Origin of the sequence: Enterococcus sp. LJL51 (assembly GCF_049894025.1) — a bacterium.
Lineage (GTDB): Bacteria > Bacillota > Bacilli > Lactobacillales > Enterococcaceae > Enterococcus_L.
The window spans coordinates 101212-119255 of record NZ_JBNEQE010000002.1; the positions used below are offsets into that span (position 1 = coordinate 101212).

Sequence of the window (18044 nt, forward strand, 5' to 3'; positions counted from 1 at the left end):
TGCAAGAAGAACAGTTGATTCAAGGATATCGGGGGAGAGCTGCAATCAAATAGAAGAGGATGTGTACGAATGGTAAAAGTATTACGTAAGAAGTCTATTTTAGTGATTAGTTGTTCAGTGATGGTCGGGCTGCTGCTCTACCAGCCAAATGCAGTATGGGCTGAAGAACTCAAACTGACAAAGGAAACTGTTCCTCTTGTTAGTCAAGGAGAAGCTCCGCTGGAGAATGAAACGGATACGTATGACCAACTACAGGAAAAATGGCGGAATCAGCTGGTTTCTGATCAGTATGATGATTCATCTCAGGAAGTAGTCAATTATGTTCAGAAGCTTTCAGAGGAAGCAGAAGCTCTCTATCAGACAATGGATAAGAATCCTGACCGAACATTTCTGTGGTCTTTAGAACCGGGAAATACTCCTTCAGCAGATTTGACTACTCAGTTTACCAAGCTTCAAAAACTCACATTGGCATACGGAACAAAAGGAACCAGCTTTTATCAAAATCCTGCAATCAGTAAGACGGTTCAAGCTGGATTGGATTTCATGTTGTTGAAAAAAGGCTATGATGGTAAAAAATACCATGGAAATTGGTGGGATTGGCAGATTGGTGTTCCTCAAAAATTTGTTGGAACATTGATGATTCTTGGAGATGAGGTTCCAAAGGAAAAGCTTCTTCGCTATACGGACGCAATCAGCGGGTACGTACCTGATCCATTCAAGCAGCTATATACAAAGCCTCAAGGAACCTTTGTTGATTTGGCATTTATTCCGAATTTTGTCACCTCTGGGGCAAACCGGACGGATTTAGCTCAGACTGTTCTGGGATTAGGAATACTGCAGGAAAATGCTGATAAAATTAGACAGGCATCAACGAGTATCGTCGATGTGTTTGAATTGGTTGATAAAGGAGATGGATTTTATCAAGATGGCTCATTTATTCAGCACAATACGATTCCTTATACTGGTTCTTATGGTAATGTACTGATTAAGGGGGTGGGGCAAATTCTTGGAATTACTAACGATTCTGAATTTGAACTATCTTCTGAGGTTGTTCAAGCTTTTGTAGAAAATGTAGATCGGGCATTTTTACCTTTGATATACCAGGGAGAAATGCTGCCAGGGGTCAACGGACGGTCGATTTCCCGAGCGCCGGCTCTAACAAAACAAGGCTATGGTTCGACAACGATGTACAATTTACTGATTGTCGCTCAATTTGCTCCCGATACTTATCAGCAAAAACTCAAAGAAGCTGTAAAATACTGGATGAAGGAAAATCCTGATTATTATTTGACAAATACTAGAGATTACAATGATTTAAGGATGACACTGTCATTGCTGGATGATACTTCTATTTCAGGAGATCAGCTGCCTTTCATTGGAACAAAGATGTATGCTTCTATGGATCGCTTTGTTCAGCGGACGCCAGAATATATGATGAGCTTGAGTTTGTATTCCAACCGTATTTCTTCCTTTGAAGCAGGCAATAAGGAAAATAAGCGTGGCTGGCATACAGCAGATGGAATGATGTACCTTTACACGAATGACGGTGTCCAGTTTAATCAGTCATACTGGCCAACGATTGATCCCTATCGGCTGCCGGGAACCACTGTAGACACTGTTGCACTAAAGGATGAGGTCTCCGCATTTACAACAGTAACCTCTAAAGAAAAATGGGTTGGCGGTGTTTCTTTTGAAAATCAGGCAGTAGTGGGGATGGCACTAAATAAAGAAGGAACTAAAAATAATGGAACGGTTCTACCGATGGATTTGAAGGGCAAAAAATCTTGGTTTGTAGTAAATGGTCAAATTGTTGCGTTGGGTTCTGGAATTACAGGAACTACCACAGCTTCAATAGAAACAGTCGTTGATAATCGTCTTCTGAACGAGGCGTTTAACTATCAGGTATTGTCAGATAATGGACCTATCAGTACCCCGACAGAACAAAGTAATAAAGAATGGTTACTGCTGGACTCAGATCATGACGAAGCGTCCATAGGTTACTATTTTCCGCAAAAAGAAGTAGTAGAGGTTGTCAGTGAAACCAGAACAGGGACTTATACTGAAATTAATGAAGCCTTTCCGAGCGATAAGAAATACAACGGCAGTTACCAGAAGTTTTTGATTAATCATGGCAAGCAGCCGGTTGGGGCAGAGTATGCCTATGTAATATTGCCGGGAATCAGTGAAGCCGATTTAAAAGTCTATGCTGGAGAAAAACCAGTAGAAATTCTTGAAAACTCTGCGGATATACAGGCAGTCCAACTACCTGCTGAAGGTTATACTGGTATCAATATTTGGCGGGCAGCTGGAGGAGAGGCAGCTGGAATTGCTTCTGATAAACCAGTTTCTCTCATGAGGCAAATAAAGGGAACAAAAAAGACCTTTACTCTTTCAGATCCAACGCAGTCCAATAGCCGAATGAAAATCAAAATTCCCAAAGACTACAATGGAATTTTATCGATGAGTGAAGGCATCGCTTACGATAGCTCAACTGACACCTTTAGTGTTGATTTTACAAACTGCAGTGGGCAGAGTAAACAGATTGTTGTGGAATAAATACGTAGAAGCTTAGTTCGCTATAAAGAATATACTACTTTAAACACTTTTCGATTTTTTCGAGAAGTGTTTTTTTATCTGAAATTACTTAAACAGTAAGAAATTGATTTCTATGATAAGGGATTATACGGATAAAAAAAGAACTAGAACATCACTTAAGACGACGATGTACCATTTCTGAAAAATCAGCCATTCCGTAGTTCAATGATGCTCCCAGCTTCAAAAATACAACTAAGTGAGATTATAGATGCGAAAACAGTTCCTTTAGTGAATCATTGGCTAGCTTTATTGAAAACATAATTACGCATTTTTTTGCTTATAAAAAAGGAAGCTAAAAGAAGGATAATCAACAGTTCAATGATCAAATTAAGACCTCTTAACAAGTCAAGGCTTCCCAGGTAGCCTTGAACGTCTGCTGAGATATTAAACAATAATCTACCAAGACTATAAAGAAAGTAAAGCAGTCCAATAGCAAGTACAGGACGGATTTTTTCCTCTTTAATTGACCATAGAGACAAACCAATAATGCCTCCTTGAATAACAATGTGGATGGCATAGTTTTTTAGAACCTCTCCGAAAAGTGCTGATCTGTATACACCGGGAAGACTGATAAAGAAAGAGAACATAGAAATAATATCTGTAACCAGAACGACAATAATTAAGGCGCAGAGAATGATAACCCTTGTTTCAAACATTTTTTTCATTTTAGTTAATACCCCTTAGATATTTTTATTAACCTTCGCATTATATCATTTTTCATAAATTAGTAAAACCTTTGAAAATATATACACCTTCATATATAAAGATTTTTTTGCTTTTTAATAATCTAAAGATTGCTTAGTTCGAACCAATCTTAATCATTTTTGAATAGATAGATATTATCTTTAAATACAAGTATAATGAAATAAGTGACTAAAAATTAACATTAAGGACGAAAAAATGAATAAGAAAATTATTGTAAGTATAATTGTTGTGTTAGTGCTGATACTAAGTATCGGCGGGGGATTTTATGTGGTTAAACAAAAGGAAAAAGAAGCACAGATTGTTGAGTGGGAAAAAGTTGTAGCTAAACAAATTAAAAATACTTTTGCAGATGTAAAAGAAGTTCATTTTTCTGAAATGACAAGTGAAAATAGTATATCAGGCATGACTGGTGTAAGTGTAAATATTGTTACTGATAAAGACAGTATGGAACTGAGCGTAACGTTACCGCCTGACATAGAAAATTCTACTTTGCGGTCTTATGTCGGCATAGCTCCTCAAAAAGGTGTTACAGAAAATAGAATAAAGGTGATTTACACAGATGGCAACGAGGAGGAAATTTGATTGTATGGCTCGTTTCCTTTCAATATGATGATGAATTCACTTGTAATGCAAAATTGGACAATAAACTGAAAAAGATAAAATAACATTAAGGACGAAAAAATGAATAAAAAAATTATTGTAGGCATAGTTGCTGTGTTAGTGTTGATCTCAAGTATTAGCGGAGGATTTTATGTGTTGAAGAAAAATGAACAATCACAGGTCGTTGAATGGGAAAAAGTGGCTGCTCGACGTCTAAAAAAGCAATTTGTAAATATTAAAGAAATATATTTCTTAGAAAAATATAACTACAATCATTTGGCTGGCTTTGTTTCGGTTAGCGCTGAGATTACAACGAATGATGTAAAAGATATTGTTGTAATCAGCTTGCCTGTTCCAGAAAATAAAGACGAAGGTATTGGTGCATACGGTAAACCTATAAAACTTAAACTAGGTGAGACTAAAGACAAAGTGAAAGTGGTTTATAGTGACTTAAGTGAGGAAGAAATCTGAGAGTATACAGATGAGAAACTGAATATCTCCATTGACAGTTAACTGTCTTTTAATTATAAGTAAAAAAAATTAGCAATTAAAAATTAAGGATGAAAAAATGAATAAAAAAATTATTGTAAGTATAATTGCTGTGTTAGTGTTGATCTCAAGTATTAGCGGAGGATTTTATGTGCTGAAGAAAAATGAACAATCACAGGTCGTTGAATGGGAAAAAGTAGCTGCTCGACGTCTAAAAAAGCAATTTGTAGATATTAAAGAAATACATTTTTCTGATAAATATAACTATAATCACTTAGCTGGTTTTGTTTCGATTGGAGCAGATATTATAACTGAAAATACTCAAGATGTTATTGAACTTAGTTTACCTATAGAAGAAGCTGGGGCATACGGGTATGGAGGAGCAACAAGATTGAAAGACGGCAAAACGGAAGCTAAAGTCAAAGTTATTTATAGTGATTTAAGTGAGGAGGACATTTGATTGTCTAGCTATACTGGTAAAAATTGAATATTTTCAATAAGTAATCACTTTTGTGGACATAAGTAACAATGATTACTCAGACTTTACGTCGCTTCAATCACAAATAGTTACTGCTAATTAAAAATATAATAAAATCAATAATTAAAGATAAAAAATAACAGTAAGGATAAAAAAATGAAGAAAAAAATAGTCGTAAGCGTAGTTGCTGTGTTAGTGCTAATAATTAGTATTGGTAGGGGATTTTATGTGTTTAAACAGAAAGAAAAAGAAGCTCAGATTGTTGAATGGGAAAGAACTGTTGCGAAACAAATTAAAAATACTTTTACAGATGTAAAAGAGATAAAATTTTCAAAGGATTATGCAGATAATTATTGGCCGGCTGGCTTTATTGGGGTTAGTTGCTATATCGAAACAGCGAATAGTGAAAGCACAAAACTTATTCTTAATATCCCGATTAACGATAAGGAAGATTTGAAGAATACTCTTACTATTGAGGCAGAGACTAATTTAAGAGACGGAAAAATAATTGAGGGAAAGACTGATTCAGCAGTTAAAGTAATCTATACAGATAGTAAGGAAGAGGATATTTGATTGTATATTGAAAAGGATTTAATAAATTGAACAAAAAAGTATCTCATATTAATCCAGGATATAACAAACATTCAGAAACTTAAGTTGCTAAAATAGATTCTGAACTGGAAAATAATCAAATAAACATGCTACTGTTGAAAGAAGTGAGTATAGATAGTTGCTTCGACAGATATCGACAACTTTAATTATAATATTTTTTTAATACATAGACTTCATCTTTACTTACAAGTATAATAAATTTAGTAATTAAAAATTAACATTAAGGACGAAAAAATGAATAAAAAAATTATTTTAAGCGTAGTTGCTGTGTTAGTACTAATACTAAGTATTGGAGGAGGGTTTCTCATGTTTAAGAAGAATGAACAGGTACAAGTTGTAGAATGGGAAAAAGTGGCGGCTCAACGTCTAAAGAATAAATTTGCAAATATAGAAGAAATTCGCTTTTTAGAAAAGTATAACTATAATCACTTAGCTGGTTTTGTTGCAGTTAACGTTGAGGTTATAACTAGTAATGGGATAGATACTATTGATGTTGACTTACCAGTTCCGGAGAATGAAGATTATGGTATAGGTTCATATGGTGGTCCTATAAAAATTGAGGTTGGAAAAACCATAAAAAAGATTAACGTTATTTATTCTGATCAGTCTGAGGAGGAAATATAATTGTATAATGATGAGATATTAAATGATTTGAATCAAAAAGTATACAATGTAGATCCTAGTTATCGAGAAAGTATAACCTATGTAACTAAGCCAGATAATGAATTAACTGGAAAAGAAAAAAATGTAGTCATAGTCCAATGTTATGACAACAATAAGGTGATAGAAAAGAAATACAAAGTTGTCGCCTCTGCAGATATTGACAACAACGGCTATCAAGGATTTGCTGTTGCCCCTATCACTGATGCTTATCCTCAGGGGGATCCCAATAATGTCGCGGTTATTTCTGCTGGGACAACACCGCCTTCTTTGGTTGGTGGTGAAGGTTCAGATGATTGGATGGATTTTTTTACGGCTTTTACTGCGAAAGATACTAAAAATGGCGGCTCCTTACAAACGAAGCAAGCTGATGATTTTTTGGATTTCGTTGTTAATAAACAAGGCTATAACGTTACTCAGTTGAGTGGCTACAGCCAAGGAGCCTATATGCTGAAGCTCGGAGCAAAATGGAAAATTCCAACGACTGTTTTTAATGGCTGGTTCTTATATGATTCTCTTAATGAAGATGAAAAGAAGTTTATGTTGGAAAATCCGGAGTTATTTAGGAATTACCGCAAACTGGATGATTCAACGGTTAATTTGTTGGACGGCAACAAAAGAGATAAAATCACAGATTTCGGGACTATCTTCTGGTTAGATGGGGATAGTCATAGTATTAAGGATTGGACGTTTGATAAGGATGGTAATGTTGTCTTTGGAAAAACAGAGAATCCAACCGTAAAGATGTCTCAGATTGCCCGTCAGGCTTCACTCCAAAAATGGGCATTATTTCAATTAAAGAAAAAATTCACTGCTAGCGGTGGTGGACTTTCTGCTAATGAACAAATCTATTTAGATGACAGTGAGGCGTTGATTGCAGTTGAGGCAGCATCAGCTATGAATAAAACGATGTCCGATTCGATAAAAAAGAAATATCAGAACGCTATTGATAAAGCGGAACAATTATGGCAAAAAACAGAGCAAGCGGCTAAAAATATCGGAACAACACTTAATCATACAGAAGTAATGGACGCTTTAGAATCTGGCGGCGCTTCTAAGCGAAGTATCGTAGATGAACCAGTCTCAGAATATAAAGACAAAATTACTCAAATGGAAAGCCAAGCAGAGGCGTATGAATCACTTATTTCTGAGATTAAAACAAGTATTGCTCAACTGATTGCTAAGGATCAATTATTAGCGGGACAGATTTAAGGATAAAGGAGAATTCGAATTGAGTCAGACAATCGAACAGCTGGAGGAAAATTACCTAAAGCAAAAACAGCAATATGAAGATAAAATGGATGATTTGCGGGTTGCCAAACATAAAGGCGAACAGATTTTAGAAGAGCTTGCTGAAGCTAGCCGCTATTATATAAAAACAATTACCGATGATCAGTCTGCTCTACAAGAGGGTCTCCGAGCATTAAATGGACTTGGTGATGAGTTTCAAGATACCTGTCAGAATGAAATAAAAAAGCTGGATAGTGAGCTAGAGGAAGTAGCGTCAGATTATCAGCGTAATTATCAGAAGTTAACTGAACAAATCGATAAAAATGAGGAGGAAGCTTCTCAATGGTAGATGAGCTATTAAAAGAATTACGTAAGAACGGTGAAAAGTTAATGATTCGCTTTTCAGCTGCTGGTTCTGCTTGCCAAGAAAGTGCGGCAAACCGGAGTGATGTTGCGAAAAATACTGAAGAAGAGATTGAAGCGCTAAAGAAAAGCATTCGAGGCACGTCTGAAACTTTGGGAAGTTCAATAAAAGGACAGTTTGGCAAGAAAGCGCAGGAGTCTTTAAAACAACATAGCGAGTCGTTAAAAGGATTTTAGCAGATAAAATGAGAAGAGGCTGGACCAAAAGTATTTTGTTTTAAGGACCAGAGAGGTAGTGTTCAACATAGCTCACAGCTCCCTGCGCTTCTCAGCAATAAGCCGGACTATACGAACATAGCTCCATCAGGTATGCCCCTTAAGTTGGACTAAAAATCTAACTTAAGGGGTTTTTCAATGAATTACTATGAGAATCACTTTAGAAAATGTGCCATCGAAGCTTATCTAAACGAAGCAGGAAATAAAGCAGCTTTTTTGGGAGTGAAAATCAGCATGCTTGATTAAAATCAAATGCGTTTTCCTAGAAGATGAATGTCCTGAAGCTTGTTCCGCCAGTCTCTATTTAAAATACAGGAAGCAGCACAAATGAGACTAATTCCCTTTTTCAAAGACTACAGCTAGAGATACTTAATTTCTCATTTTTGGTTTAAAACTAATAATCAATCTACTAAAAAAATAGTGGAAAACAGCTAAGAAAAAAATCCTTTATTTCTAACAGTTTTATATTGACGAATGTATGTATTAATGGAAGAATGGTTAAGGAGCAGGCGAGGAGGAATTTTTGAGTGAGAGAAATTGGATTTGATTCAGAAAAATACTTGACGGAGCAATCGGAGTACATTCTGGAACGAGTAAATCAATATGATAAATTATATTTGGAATTTGGCGGCAAGCTTGTTGATGATAAGCATGCGAAACGGGTGCTGCCCGGCTTTGAAGAAGACATCAAGGTAAAGCTGCTGCAGAAGCTGAAGGATCAGGCAGAAATTCTGATTTGTCTCTATGCAGGCGATATTGAACGTAATAAAATTCGCGGAGATTATGGAATTACTTATGATATGGATATTCTGCGTTTGATTGATGAGCTGAGAGGGTATGGTTTATCGACTAACAGTGTGGTTATTACACGGTATAATAATCAGCCGGCAACCAAGGTATTTATCAATAAGCTGGAACGTAGAGATATCAAAGTCTACAAGCATGAAGCTATTGAAAATTATCCTTTAAACGTGGAGAAAATCGTTTCTCAAGATGGTTTTGGTAAAAATGAATACATTGAAACAGAAAAACCGATTGTTATTGTGACAGCACCAGGACCTGGCAGCGGTAAACTGGCGACTTGCTTGAATCAGCTGTATCATGAAAGTAAGCTGGGGCATGCGGCAGGCTATTCAAAATTCGAGACATTTCCAGTTTGGAATGTACCGTTGAAGCATCCGTTGAATGTGGCTTATGAAGCCGCAACAGCAGATTTAGGGGATGTGAATATGATTGATTCTTTCCATTTAGATTCTTATGGACAGATGGCAGTGAACTATAATCGTGATATTGAGACCTTTCCGGTTATCAAACGGATTATTGAAAAAATAACAAATCAAGAGTCTGTCTACAAGTCTCCAACGGATATGGGAGTCAATCGGATTTCAGCAGGCTTTGTTAACGATGAGATTATAAAGGAGGCTTCCAGACAAGAAATCATTCGCCGTTATTTCCAGACAGAATGCGACTTCAAGAAGGGGCTTGTTAATGAAGAAGCAGTTAATCGGATTAGCTTGATTATGGAGGAGCTGGGACTGAAGCCAGAGGATCGAACAGTGGTTGCGCCTGCTCATGACTATGCAGAAAAGTATGAATCGCTGACAAAAGATCCGGTTGGAGTCATTGCGTTAGAGCTTCCTTCGAAAGAGATTATCACTGGAAGAACAACATCATTGATGGAGGCAGCGGCTTCGGTTATTTTGAATGCTGTGAAATTATTAGCTAAAATTGATGATGATATTCACCTACTGTCGCCAATCACTCTTGAAACAATTCAAAAGCTAAAGAAAAATGAACTTCATATGAAGGACCACTCTTTGAGCGTTAATGAGGTTCTGATTGCATTGGCAATCAGCGCAGTGACGAATCCAACCGCTCAGCGTGCATATGAAAAACTGGTTGAACTGGAAGGGGCTCAAGCGCATTCCACTGTTTTAATTAATAAGAATAATGAACAAAATCTGAAAAAGCTGGGGATTGACATTACCTGTACACCGGCTTATCCATCTGAACAGCTGTATTATTAATAAGGGTGTATTCTAAAAAATTTAATATAGTACAGAAGAAAAATGTGCCAGTAGGCTTACCTTGAAAAAGGGAAGTCCGCTGGTTCTTTTTTATGTAGGAGGAACTTAAATAGTGTGAGTAGTCATTAATAAATCAGCATTGCTTTCTACGTCTAAAAACCAAATAAAAAGAGGGTTCAAAAGCTTCCTTTTTTACTATTGATTTAGAGAAAGTATTTTATTGGCTGTTATTTTTCTGAATCGTTTTAACTGTTTTGAATAGTTGATTTTATAAAAACGCTTGACTTAAACCCGACTTTAAGTGCTATAGTTCAAATGTAATAAAAAAATACAGCAAGGTGGAGGATTATCATGACAGTTAAAGACAAAGTAGTAATTATTACCGGTGCATCTTCTGGAATTGGGGAGGCTACAGCTAAACGCCTTGCACTAAAAGGCGCAAAAGTAGTTCTTGGAGCAAGACGGGAGGATCGGCTGAAGGACTTAGTGAGCCAGATTGAAGCGTTGGATGGTCAAGCAGTGTATCGCGTAACGGATGTAGTTAAGCGACAAGATAATGCAGAGCTAGTAAAACTGGCACTAGCTACTTATGGTAAAGTAGATGTCATTTTTCTGAATGCAGGTATTATGCCGAGTGCTCCCTTATCTGCGCTAAAGGTGGATGAATGGGATCAAATGATTGATATCAATATTAAAGGTGTTTTGAATGGAATCGCTGCAGTTTTACCAACCTTTATTGAACAAAAATCCGGTCATGTTATTACGACCTCATCGGTAGCAGGTTTGAAAGCCTATCCTGGCGGTGCAGTATACGGCGCGACAAAATGGGCGGTTCGTGATTTGATGGAGGTTTTACGTATGGAATCTGCTCAAGAAGGAACCAACATCCGTACAGCGACTATTTACCCAGCTGCAATTAATACGGAGCTGCTGGAGACGATTACCGATGATTCAACGATGGCAGGGATGAGTGCCCTATATGCCCAGCATGGCATCACGCCTGAGCGGGTAGCTGGGGTGGTAGAATTTGCGATTGACCAGCCGGAAGACACAACTATTAATGAGTTCACGATTGGACCGACTACACAGCCTTGGTAATTAATAGAGTTAGCAGTTAAAAAATATTTAATATTTATAGATGACGAAAAAACAGGACAGCTAATAATTGGCATTATTTAGCGGTTTAATAGCTTGATAAGGTTAAAACTTTGTACTTTACACAAAGGCTGCAAGCTAGTTCTTATTTTCTGGTGTAGTTTGATTATTTCTGCTAAATTATTACAGAGTAAGATAAAATCTCTTTAGATGTAATCTATTATTACGCTAAAAAATAAGTAGGGGAGATAATTAAATGAGTATTTATTTTTATGGCTGTGTTAGTTTAGATGGTTACCTGGCAGATAGCCATCATCGAATCGACTGGCTTCATGAAACGGGTACACCAGAGGAAACCAGCTATCAGGAATTCTATGACAAGATGGACATCACGATTATGGGGCGTAAAACCTATGATGAAACCAGCAGTATGTCTGACTTCGATTCTTATTATGAAGCAACTGAAAATTATGTTTTTACTCATCGAGAAGGGCTTGATTCAGAGACTTTCACACCCATTTCGGGAGATGTCACTGCATTTGTTAAACAGTTTCCAAAAGAAAAAAATATCTGGATTATCGGAGGCAATCAGTTGATAGCCTCATTACTTGATGAAAATCTGATAGATACACTAATTGTTCAGTTTGCACCAGTGCTATTGGGTGACGGGATTCCGCTTTTTACTCAGCAGGAAGGAATAAAACGATATACGCTGAAAGAAGTTCATCAGTATGGTCAGTTTGCTGAGCTTGTTTTGGAAAAGCCTAATCCAACTAAAATACCGTAGCTTACAAAACAGAAGTATTCCGGAGATAAAAACAATCCGAAATACTTCTGTTTTATTCATCAATTTTTACAGAAATCTGTAAAATGTAATTTTCTGGAAAGCAGGTAGAAATTTCGTTTAGCAGGCTGTCTTCATAAACAAAATCTGTTAGCTGATAGTGATATTTTTTAGCATAATCGGTGATTTTTTTGTAAGTCTCCTCTCGGTCTCCGTGGATGCCGTAACTGTAAAGGACAATATAGCGACCGGCTGGTTTATAGGTTGTTGATTCAGGTACTCGATAGTAAAATTGAGCCGATTTTTCTACAGGTATATTTTGCTGCCTGTTGAGCTGAATTCTCATTCCCCAGGGAAAAGTACATTCATAGCCTTGAGAAGAAGCGTATTGGTAAAAGCGCGAAATCATTTTAGAGAGCAGCGGCTGTTCCCCCTCAACGAATAAAGGAATATCACCTAGAAAAATAGGTTCCTCATCGCACTCAATGATTTGAATCGTTCCCACAGATACAGACTGGGCCAGTTTTGTTGAGTTAATCTGCATGGTCATCATATTCTTAATTTGAAGAAGCTTGTCGATTTCTTCTTGAATAACCAGCTGCTGCTGTTCAAATAAGGCAATCATTTTTTCGGGATTTCGCTCTTTAATGAAATTACCGATGTCACTTAAGGACATGCCAATTTCTTTAAGAGTCAATATCAAGTTTAGCGTATAGAGCTGCCGGTAAAAATAATAACGATACCCGTTATCCAAAATCAATTCTGGTGAAAACAGCCCAATTTGATCGTAGTAAATCAAGTGTTTGCGCTGAATTCCTGCAGCTTTTGCAAATTCACCGGTGGATAAATACATGCTTTTATCTAATTCCTTCATAATAATAAACACCTCTTCTTCATTTTATTTAGGTATCACTTGACTGTCAAGAGGCTGGACAGTTTACACTTTAAATAGATAAAGCTTTGAGCGATGGGGTGGTTTTGCTCCCCTTACCTATACTATGCATAAAAGTAGTGCCCTAATCAGCCAACCCCTAAGTAGAAAAGTTTTTGTAATTCTCGCAGGTATGCAGTCTAAGTTGGAGGTTTTTATACAAGCAAGCTTGGAATTAGACATTGAGTGTTCATCGATACAGCTACTCTTTTGTTTTGTGTGGCGTACCATTAGGGGGGCTGTTTCAAATGGAGCTGGCTACTCCGCCCATGAGTTTTATATAGCTAATAATTTAAGTAAAGGATGTGTTGAATATGGAAGACAGAATCTTTGACACAAGTAATTTTCACTACAAACCGATATATGCTGAGTATACTAAGAAATACGTAATCATTTTGAAAAGCGGCATAGCAAATACCCTTGATTCATCTATCTATATCACGTTGTATAATTATTTGCTGCAGTGTCTGACTCATAGAACCATTATTGAAAGGAATCAGCCAAAAATTCATAATACAGCTTTATTTTTCAATCAGGAATTTGAACTGGCTCAAAAGATTGTAGCAGATATGAACAGCTCTTTTGGTTTGGTGTTAAATGAGTTTCATGCAGCAGAAATTACTGTGCTGGCGGCAGCGGCTGAGTTTCGAATCAGTACGGACCAGATAGACACGATTATTACTCAAATGAATGAGATGATTAAACTAGTTAAATACCGCTTCATGTTCCATTTGGACTATAATTCTCCCGCGGGGCACAGTTTCATTGAGCATCTTAAGCACCTCTCCGTTCGAATAATCACAAATCAAAAAGATGTTGATACCATTGATGAATGGTCCCCGCATGCAAAAGAAAAATTCAGGCTAGCTTATCAATGCTCAGTCGATATTGCTGAATTTTTAAAGAAAAAATATCAGTTTGAGCTGACAGAAACAGAAATTCTCTTTTTGACAATCCATATCCATTCACTCGTTTATCAGCGTAAAAATTAGCAGAATAGTAGATTTAATACTGAAAAAATGTAGCATGAAAAAGCAAAACCATTCAGCTAATGGTTAGCATCACAAACTAGCTCGCTACGATACTAAGTCGAGCTTTCTTCAAAATCGAGCGATTTCAAAGAAAATTTTTCTTATTGCTGAAGTACACCATAAGGTTACGAGTGAAGGGTTATCCCTGCCTGGGTAACTGTATCGTTCCAGTCATTATTTGATTTTATAAAGAACGAAAGAAAGTGAATAAAAAACGAATACTGAACCTGAAAAGATTTTCTTTAGCAGGTTCAGTATTTTATTTGTCTTTATGTTTTGAAAAACAAACGAATAAAGCTGGATTGCTTTCAATAGTTCGTCCCCATATTTCTGCACACTTTACTGGCAGAAATATCTACTAACAAATCTAATGTAAGGGCTTTATACTTTAAACAGACAAAGGAGATAAAAAGATGAGAGATCGAAAATTAAAATTGCTGAAACGTTTTATTGCAGCAGCTGTTCCGGTTAGTATCCAGTCTTTGAGTCAGGAGCTTTCACTTAGTCAGCGGACGATTCGAAATGAGCTCAGTGAGATGAATGAGCAATTAGCAAAAAACGAGTTTCCTGTCATTCAGAGTATTAGAGGGAAGGGGATGTACCTAAAGCTGAACGAAGATCAGAAAAAAGCAGCGATTCGATTGATGGAAGAGCAAAGAGAAAAAGATTTTCTGTCTCGAGAGCTGAGGATTCTGGATTTGATTTTATCCATTTCATTAGAAAATCAGAAAGTTTTTCTCTACCAGAAGGAACAAGAATATCAGATTTCTAAAAGCACTATGGATGAAGATATGCGGCGTGTCAGAGTGTTCCTGAGGGAATATGGGCTAGAAGTAATCAGTATGCCAAAACAAGGGTTGGTATTGGAGGGCAAGGAACGGATTATCCGAACAATGCTGTACTCAGTCGTCAATAAAGCAGTCAAGAGTCTTTCGTTGGCTGAACGGGTGGAAAGCCGCCCGATAAAAGAACAGATAATCTTTAAGTATCTTCCAATGGCATTATTCAAGAAAATAGATAGCATATATGATCAGGTAATCTCTAGTAAAGAAGAGAATTTTTACCGAAAAAACTTTATTTTGTTTACTGGTATCTGGCTTATTCGTTATCAGCAGGAAAATCTGATAAAAAATACTCATTGGAAAGGTAGCTCGGCTGATTTGCCGAGTGAAATTCAACAGTTTGTTCATACCATCTGCAAAGACTTTAAGATACAGCCGGAAGGGAATGAACTGAACTATCTGATTTTTATGCTAAATACCTTTAATCAAAAAAATATGAATAACTCGATTGAATGGATGCAGGCGCAGATTTTATCAATCCAGCTTATCCAACACGTTGAAAAGATCACAAAAATTCCGTTTTCAAGAAGAGAAGAAGCTTTGCAGGAGGGATTGTACAAGCATATTGCGGGATTACTAAATAGAATCCGCTATGATATTCAGTTCGCTAATCCTTTAAAAGAAAATATAAAGGCCAGCTATCAGGGCATTTATGGGGCAGTCGCTGATTTTGCGCCTGAAATAAATAATGCAGCCGGGAAAAAAATAACAGAGGATGAATTGGCCTTTCTTGCTATTCATTTTTCAACATCAGCTAGCGAGCTTAATCAGGAGGAAAGCTATTATTACAGAGCAGTGGTTATCTGCAATCATGGTGTAGCTACAGGAAAACTGCTGGCAGAAAATCTTAAAGAGCTGTTCAATATTGAAGTCTTAGCGGTGCTTAGCTCACGTGAAACTGATTTAATCAGTAAGTTGGATATCGATTTAGTTTTTGCGACATTATCCGTTCCAATACAGACAAAGCCTACCTTGATTATTGATCCAATCATCAAAAAAGAAAATAAAGAAGCAATTACCGCATTTCTTATGCAGCATAAGAATTGTCAAAGGCTGGCTAGACGTCAGGAGGATGCCACCCATATGTTTCATTCTTTACTCCACCTGATTGAAAGAAAAAATGGAAAAATAACTGGAGAAGACTATCAAGAACTGGAAAATATTTTTCTGGAAAATCATTTATCAATCGATGCAAAGGAGATACAACCTATGATTAAAGACGTTCTAAAGGATGAAAATATACTGGTCGATGTTGAAGCAGAAAATTGGCAGGAAGCCATCCGTTTAGTTTCTCAGCCTCTGTTGAAAGAGAAAATAATCAACCAGCAATATATAGAAGCAATGATTGAAGCTGTTAAAAAGTTTGGACCTTATATCGTCATTGGCCGCCACCTGGCTTTGGCCCATGCAAGACCAGAAGACGGAGCAGAGAAGCTGGGCTTAAGCGTAGCAGTTATGAAAAAACCGATTTATTTCGGACATGAAGAGAATGATCCAGTCACACTTATTTTTTGTCTCTCAGCGGTGGATTCATATTCTCATTTGAATATTATGAAGAACCTGATTGACCTGATTAACGATGAAGATAAAATCAATCGCTTATCCAAAGCAGAAAGTATCACTGCATTTAAAGAAGTATTTTTCGTTGATTAAGGAAATAAAACAAAAAAATAGAACAGGAGAGAGAAGTATGGGAAGAAGAGTAGAAATTTTATTTGTTTGTGGTGCTGGACTAGGCAGCAGTTTTGCAGCGCAAATGTCGGCAGAGGATGTACTAAATAAACATCATGTAGATGCTAAACTGGATCATGTGGATATTTCAACTGCGGCTTCCATGCAGCCGGATATTATTATCACAGCTCAAAATTTTCAGTCACAGTTTGAAAAGTTTACGATGGATGAAGAAAAAACCGCAATTGTCTACTTGAAAAATATTGTGTCTAAGGCTGAAATTGAAGAAAAACTAGTTCCGATTTTACAAGCTAAAGGAGCTATTTAAAAAAATAAAATAGAGGTGAATATTAATGGGTGTTGTAAATTTTATTATTGATAATATTCTTACACAGGCGTCAATCACTATTGCCTTGATTGCTATGCTGGGGCTGATTCTACAGAAGAAATCAGCTGGACAGATAATTTCTGGCTCTTTGAAAACTTTATTGGGTTTTCAAGTGTTGAGTGCTGGCTCAAGCATTATTGTCGGTAGTCTGACATATTTCGGACAAATTTTTACAGAAGGCTTTGATATGCAGGGAATTATTCCTTCAATTGAAGCAATCAATGGGCAGGCAATGAATGAGCTAGGTCTTGGGAGAGATATTGCGTTGACCTTTTTAGCAATCTTTATTTTTAATATTCTGATTGCCCGCTTTACGAAATGGAAATATATCTTTTTAACAGGTCAGGCAATTTTGTGGATGGCAACAATGACAACTGTTTTTGGTTACTTTGCCGGATTAAGGGGCTTTGTTTTGATTATTGTCGGGGGCTTTGTAGGTGCAGTATTTGCAGTTGCGATGCCGGCAATCGCTCAGCCGATTATTCGTAAGGTTACAGAATCGAATGATATTGCTTTAGGACATTTTTGTACAATTGGCTATTTATTTGAAGCGGGAGTTGCAAAAATATTTGGTGAAAAAGGTGAAAATAAGAAATCCATAGAAGACATCAATTTGCCAAAATCCTTTGAGTTTTTGCAGGATACGTATCTTTCTGTAATGGTTGTGATGGTTCCTCTCTATATTATTACGGCAGCATTTGCCGGACCTGGCGTAGGTGATCATGGATCGCAGCATTATTTAATGTTTGCATTCTTACAAGCCATTCAGTTTGTTGTAGGTGTCTATGTGCTGTTAGCTGGCGTACGTCTTCTTTTAGGTGAGATTGTTCCGGCTTTTCGAGGGATTGCCATGAAGCTGGTGCCGGATGCTATTCCGGCATTGGACTGTCCAGTATTTTTCCCTTACTCACCTAATGCAGTTATCTTAGGGTTTATCACAACGACTATTGGAACCGTAATTGCAATGTTTGTTCTGCCGATGTTTGGTTTGGCCATGATCTTACCGGGAATGCTGACAAACTTTTTTGCTGGAGGAACAGCGGGTATTTTTGGCAACGAGGTTGGTGGAAGAAGAGGAGCAATTATCGGAGGAATTGCCCACGGGTTCTTCATCACACTCTTACCGGCATTGCTGGTGACAATTTTTAATAGTATGGGCTTTATCAATGCTACTGCGACAGATGTGGATACGGTTATTGCAGCAATGTTGTACGCCTGGCTGCTAAGTCCCATCTTAAAAATGTTTTAAGCAGCGACTAGAGGAGGA

General features: G+C 37.1%; 18 protein-coding genes. 16 read left to right on the forward strand and 2 right to left on the reverse strand.

Going from position 1 to position 18044, the window contains the following annotated elements; genetic code table 11:
* The first annotated feature begins 69 nt into the window (after window positions 1–69).
* Window positions 70–2556, forward strand: coding sequence for a polysaccharide lyase 8 family protein (locus ACPWSO_RS02635; RefSeq protein ID WP_426081243.1), 2487 nt, complete (start codon window positions 70–72; stop codon window positions 2554–2556).
* Window positions 2557–2828: 272 nt separating this feature from the next.
* On the opposite strand, the gene ACPWSO_RS02640 is transcribed toward ACPWSO_RS02635, so the two are convergent.
* Complete coding sequence (locus ACPWSO_RS02640) at window positions 2829–3260, reverse strand: hypothetical protein (protein ID WP_426081244.1); 432 nt, start codon at window positions 3258–3260, stop codon at window positions 2829–2831.
* 235 nt (window positions 3261–3495) lie between these two features.
* On the opposite strand from ACPWSO_RS02640, the gene ACPWSO_RS02645 reads away from it, so the two are divergent.
* From ACPWSO_RS02645 to ACPWSO_RS02695, 11 genes are all read left to right on the forward strand, one after another.
* Window positions 3496–3882, forward strand: a complete 387-nt coding sequence (locus tag ACPWSO_RS02645; RefSeq protein ID WP_426081246.1) for a hypothetical protein — start codon at window positions 3496–3498, stop codon at window positions 3880–3882.
* A 99-nt stretch (window positions 3883–3981) separates the two neighbouring features.
* Window positions 3982–4371, forward strand: a complete 390-nt coding sequence (locus ACPWSO_RS02650; protein ID WP_426081247.1) for a hypothetical protein — start codon at window positions 3982–3984, stop codon at window positions 4369–4371.
* A 97-nt stretch (window positions 4372–4468) separates the two neighbouring features.
* Window positions 4469–4849 carry a hypothetical protein gene (locus ACPWSO_RS02655; protein ID WP_426081248.1) on the forward strand — a complete coding sequence of 127 codons (381 nt, stop codon included), beginning with the start codon at window positions 4469–4471 and terminating at the stop codon, window positions 4847–4849.
* A gap of 174 nt (window positions 4850–5023) precedes the next feature.
* Complete coding sequence (locus tag ACPWSO_RS02660; RefSeq protein ID WP_426081249.1) at window positions 5024–5440, forward strand: hypothetical protein; 417 nt, start codon at window positions 5024–5026, stop codon at window positions 5438–5440.
* A gap of 345 nt (window positions 5441–5785) precedes the next feature.
* A complete protein-coding gene (locus tag ACPWSO_RS02665; protein WP_426081250.1) occupies window positions 5786–6103 on the forward strand; it encodes a hypothetical protein in 318 nt (105 codons plus the stop codon).
* The gene (locus ACPWSO_RS02670) at window positions 6104–7351 is read left to right on the forward strand and encodes a hypothetical protein (protein WP_426081251.1); all 1248 of its coding nucleotides are present in this window, start codon (window positions 6104–6106) and stop codon (window positions 7349–7351) included. It abuts the gene before it with no gap.
* Window positions 7352–7370: 19 nt separating this feature from the next.
* Window positions 7371–7718 (forward strand): hypothetical protein, encoded by a 348-nt coding sequence (locus ACPWSO_RS02675; protein ID WP_426081252.1) that lies wholly within the window; start codon window positions 7371–7373, stop codon window positions 7716–7718.
* Window positions 7712–7969 carry a hypothetical protein gene (locus ACPWSO_RS02680; protein ID WP_426081253.1) on the forward strand — a complete coding sequence of 86 codons (258 nt, stop codon included), beginning with the start codon at window positions 7712–7714 and terminating at the stop codon, window positions 7967–7969. Before ACPWSO_RS02675 ends, ACPWSO_RS02680 begins: the two co-directional genes overlap by 7 nt.
* A gap of 566 nt (window positions 7970–8535) precedes the next feature.
* Window positions 8536–10035, forward strand: a complete 1500-nt coding sequence (locus tag ACPWSO_RS02685; protein WP_426081254.1) for a DUF1846 domain-containing protein — start codon at window positions 8536–8538, stop codon at window positions 10033–10035.
* Window positions 10036–10386: 351 nt separating this feature from the next.
* A complete protein-coding gene (locus tag ACPWSO_RS02690) occupies window positions 10387–11133 on the forward strand; it encodes an SDR family oxidoreductase (RefSeq protein ID WP_426081255.1) in 747 nt (248 codons plus the stop codon).
* A gap of 253 nt (window positions 11134–11386) precedes the next feature.
* Window positions 11387–11917, forward strand: coding sequence for a dihydrofolate reductase family protein (locus tag ACPWSO_RS02695; protein WP_426081256.1), 531 nt, complete (start codon window positions 11387–11389; stop codon window positions 11915–11917).
* 52 nt (window positions 11918–11969) lie between these two features.
* Here ACPWSO_RS02695 and ACPWSO_RS02700 read toward each other — a convergent pair whose 3' ends face one another.
* A complete protein-coding gene (locus ACPWSO_RS02700) occupies window positions 11970–12788 on the reverse strand; it encodes a MerR family transcriptional regulator (protein ID WP_426081257.1) in 819 nt (272 codons plus the stop codon).
* A gap of 371 nt (window positions 12789–13159) precedes the next feature.
* Between ACPWSO_RS02700 and ACPWSO_RS02705 the strand changes: the two genes are divergently transcribed.
* From ACPWSO_RS02705 to ACPWSO_RS02720, 4 genes are all read left to right on the forward strand, one after another.
* Window positions 13160–13837 (forward strand): PRD domain-containing protein, encoded by a 678-nt coding sequence (locus ACPWSO_RS02705; RefSeq protein ID WP_426081259.1) that lies wholly within the window; start codon window positions 13160–13162, stop codon window positions 13835–13837.
* A 452-nt stretch (window positions 13838–14289) separates the two neighbouring features.
* Window positions 14290–16371 carry a BglG family transcription antiterminator gene (locus ACPWSO_RS02710; protein WP_426081261.1) on the forward strand — a complete coding sequence of 694 codons (2082 nt, stop codon included), beginning with the start codon at window positions 14290–14292 and terminating at the stop codon, window positions 16369–16371.
* A gap of 37 nt (window positions 16372–16408) precedes the next feature.
* Window positions 16409–16717 (forward strand): PTS sugar transporter subunit IIB, encoded by a 309-nt coding sequence (locus ACPWSO_RS02715; protein ID WP_426081262.1) that lies wholly within the window; start codon window positions 16409–16411, stop codon window positions 16715–16717.
* 25 nt (window positions 16718–16742) lie between these two features.
* Entirely contained in the window at window positions 16743–18026 is a 1284-nt protein-coding gene (locus ACPWSO_RS02720) for a PTS sugar transporter subunit IIC (RefSeq protein ID WP_426081263.1), read from the forward strand.
* The last annotated feature ends 18 nt before the right edge of the window (window positions 18027–18044 follow it).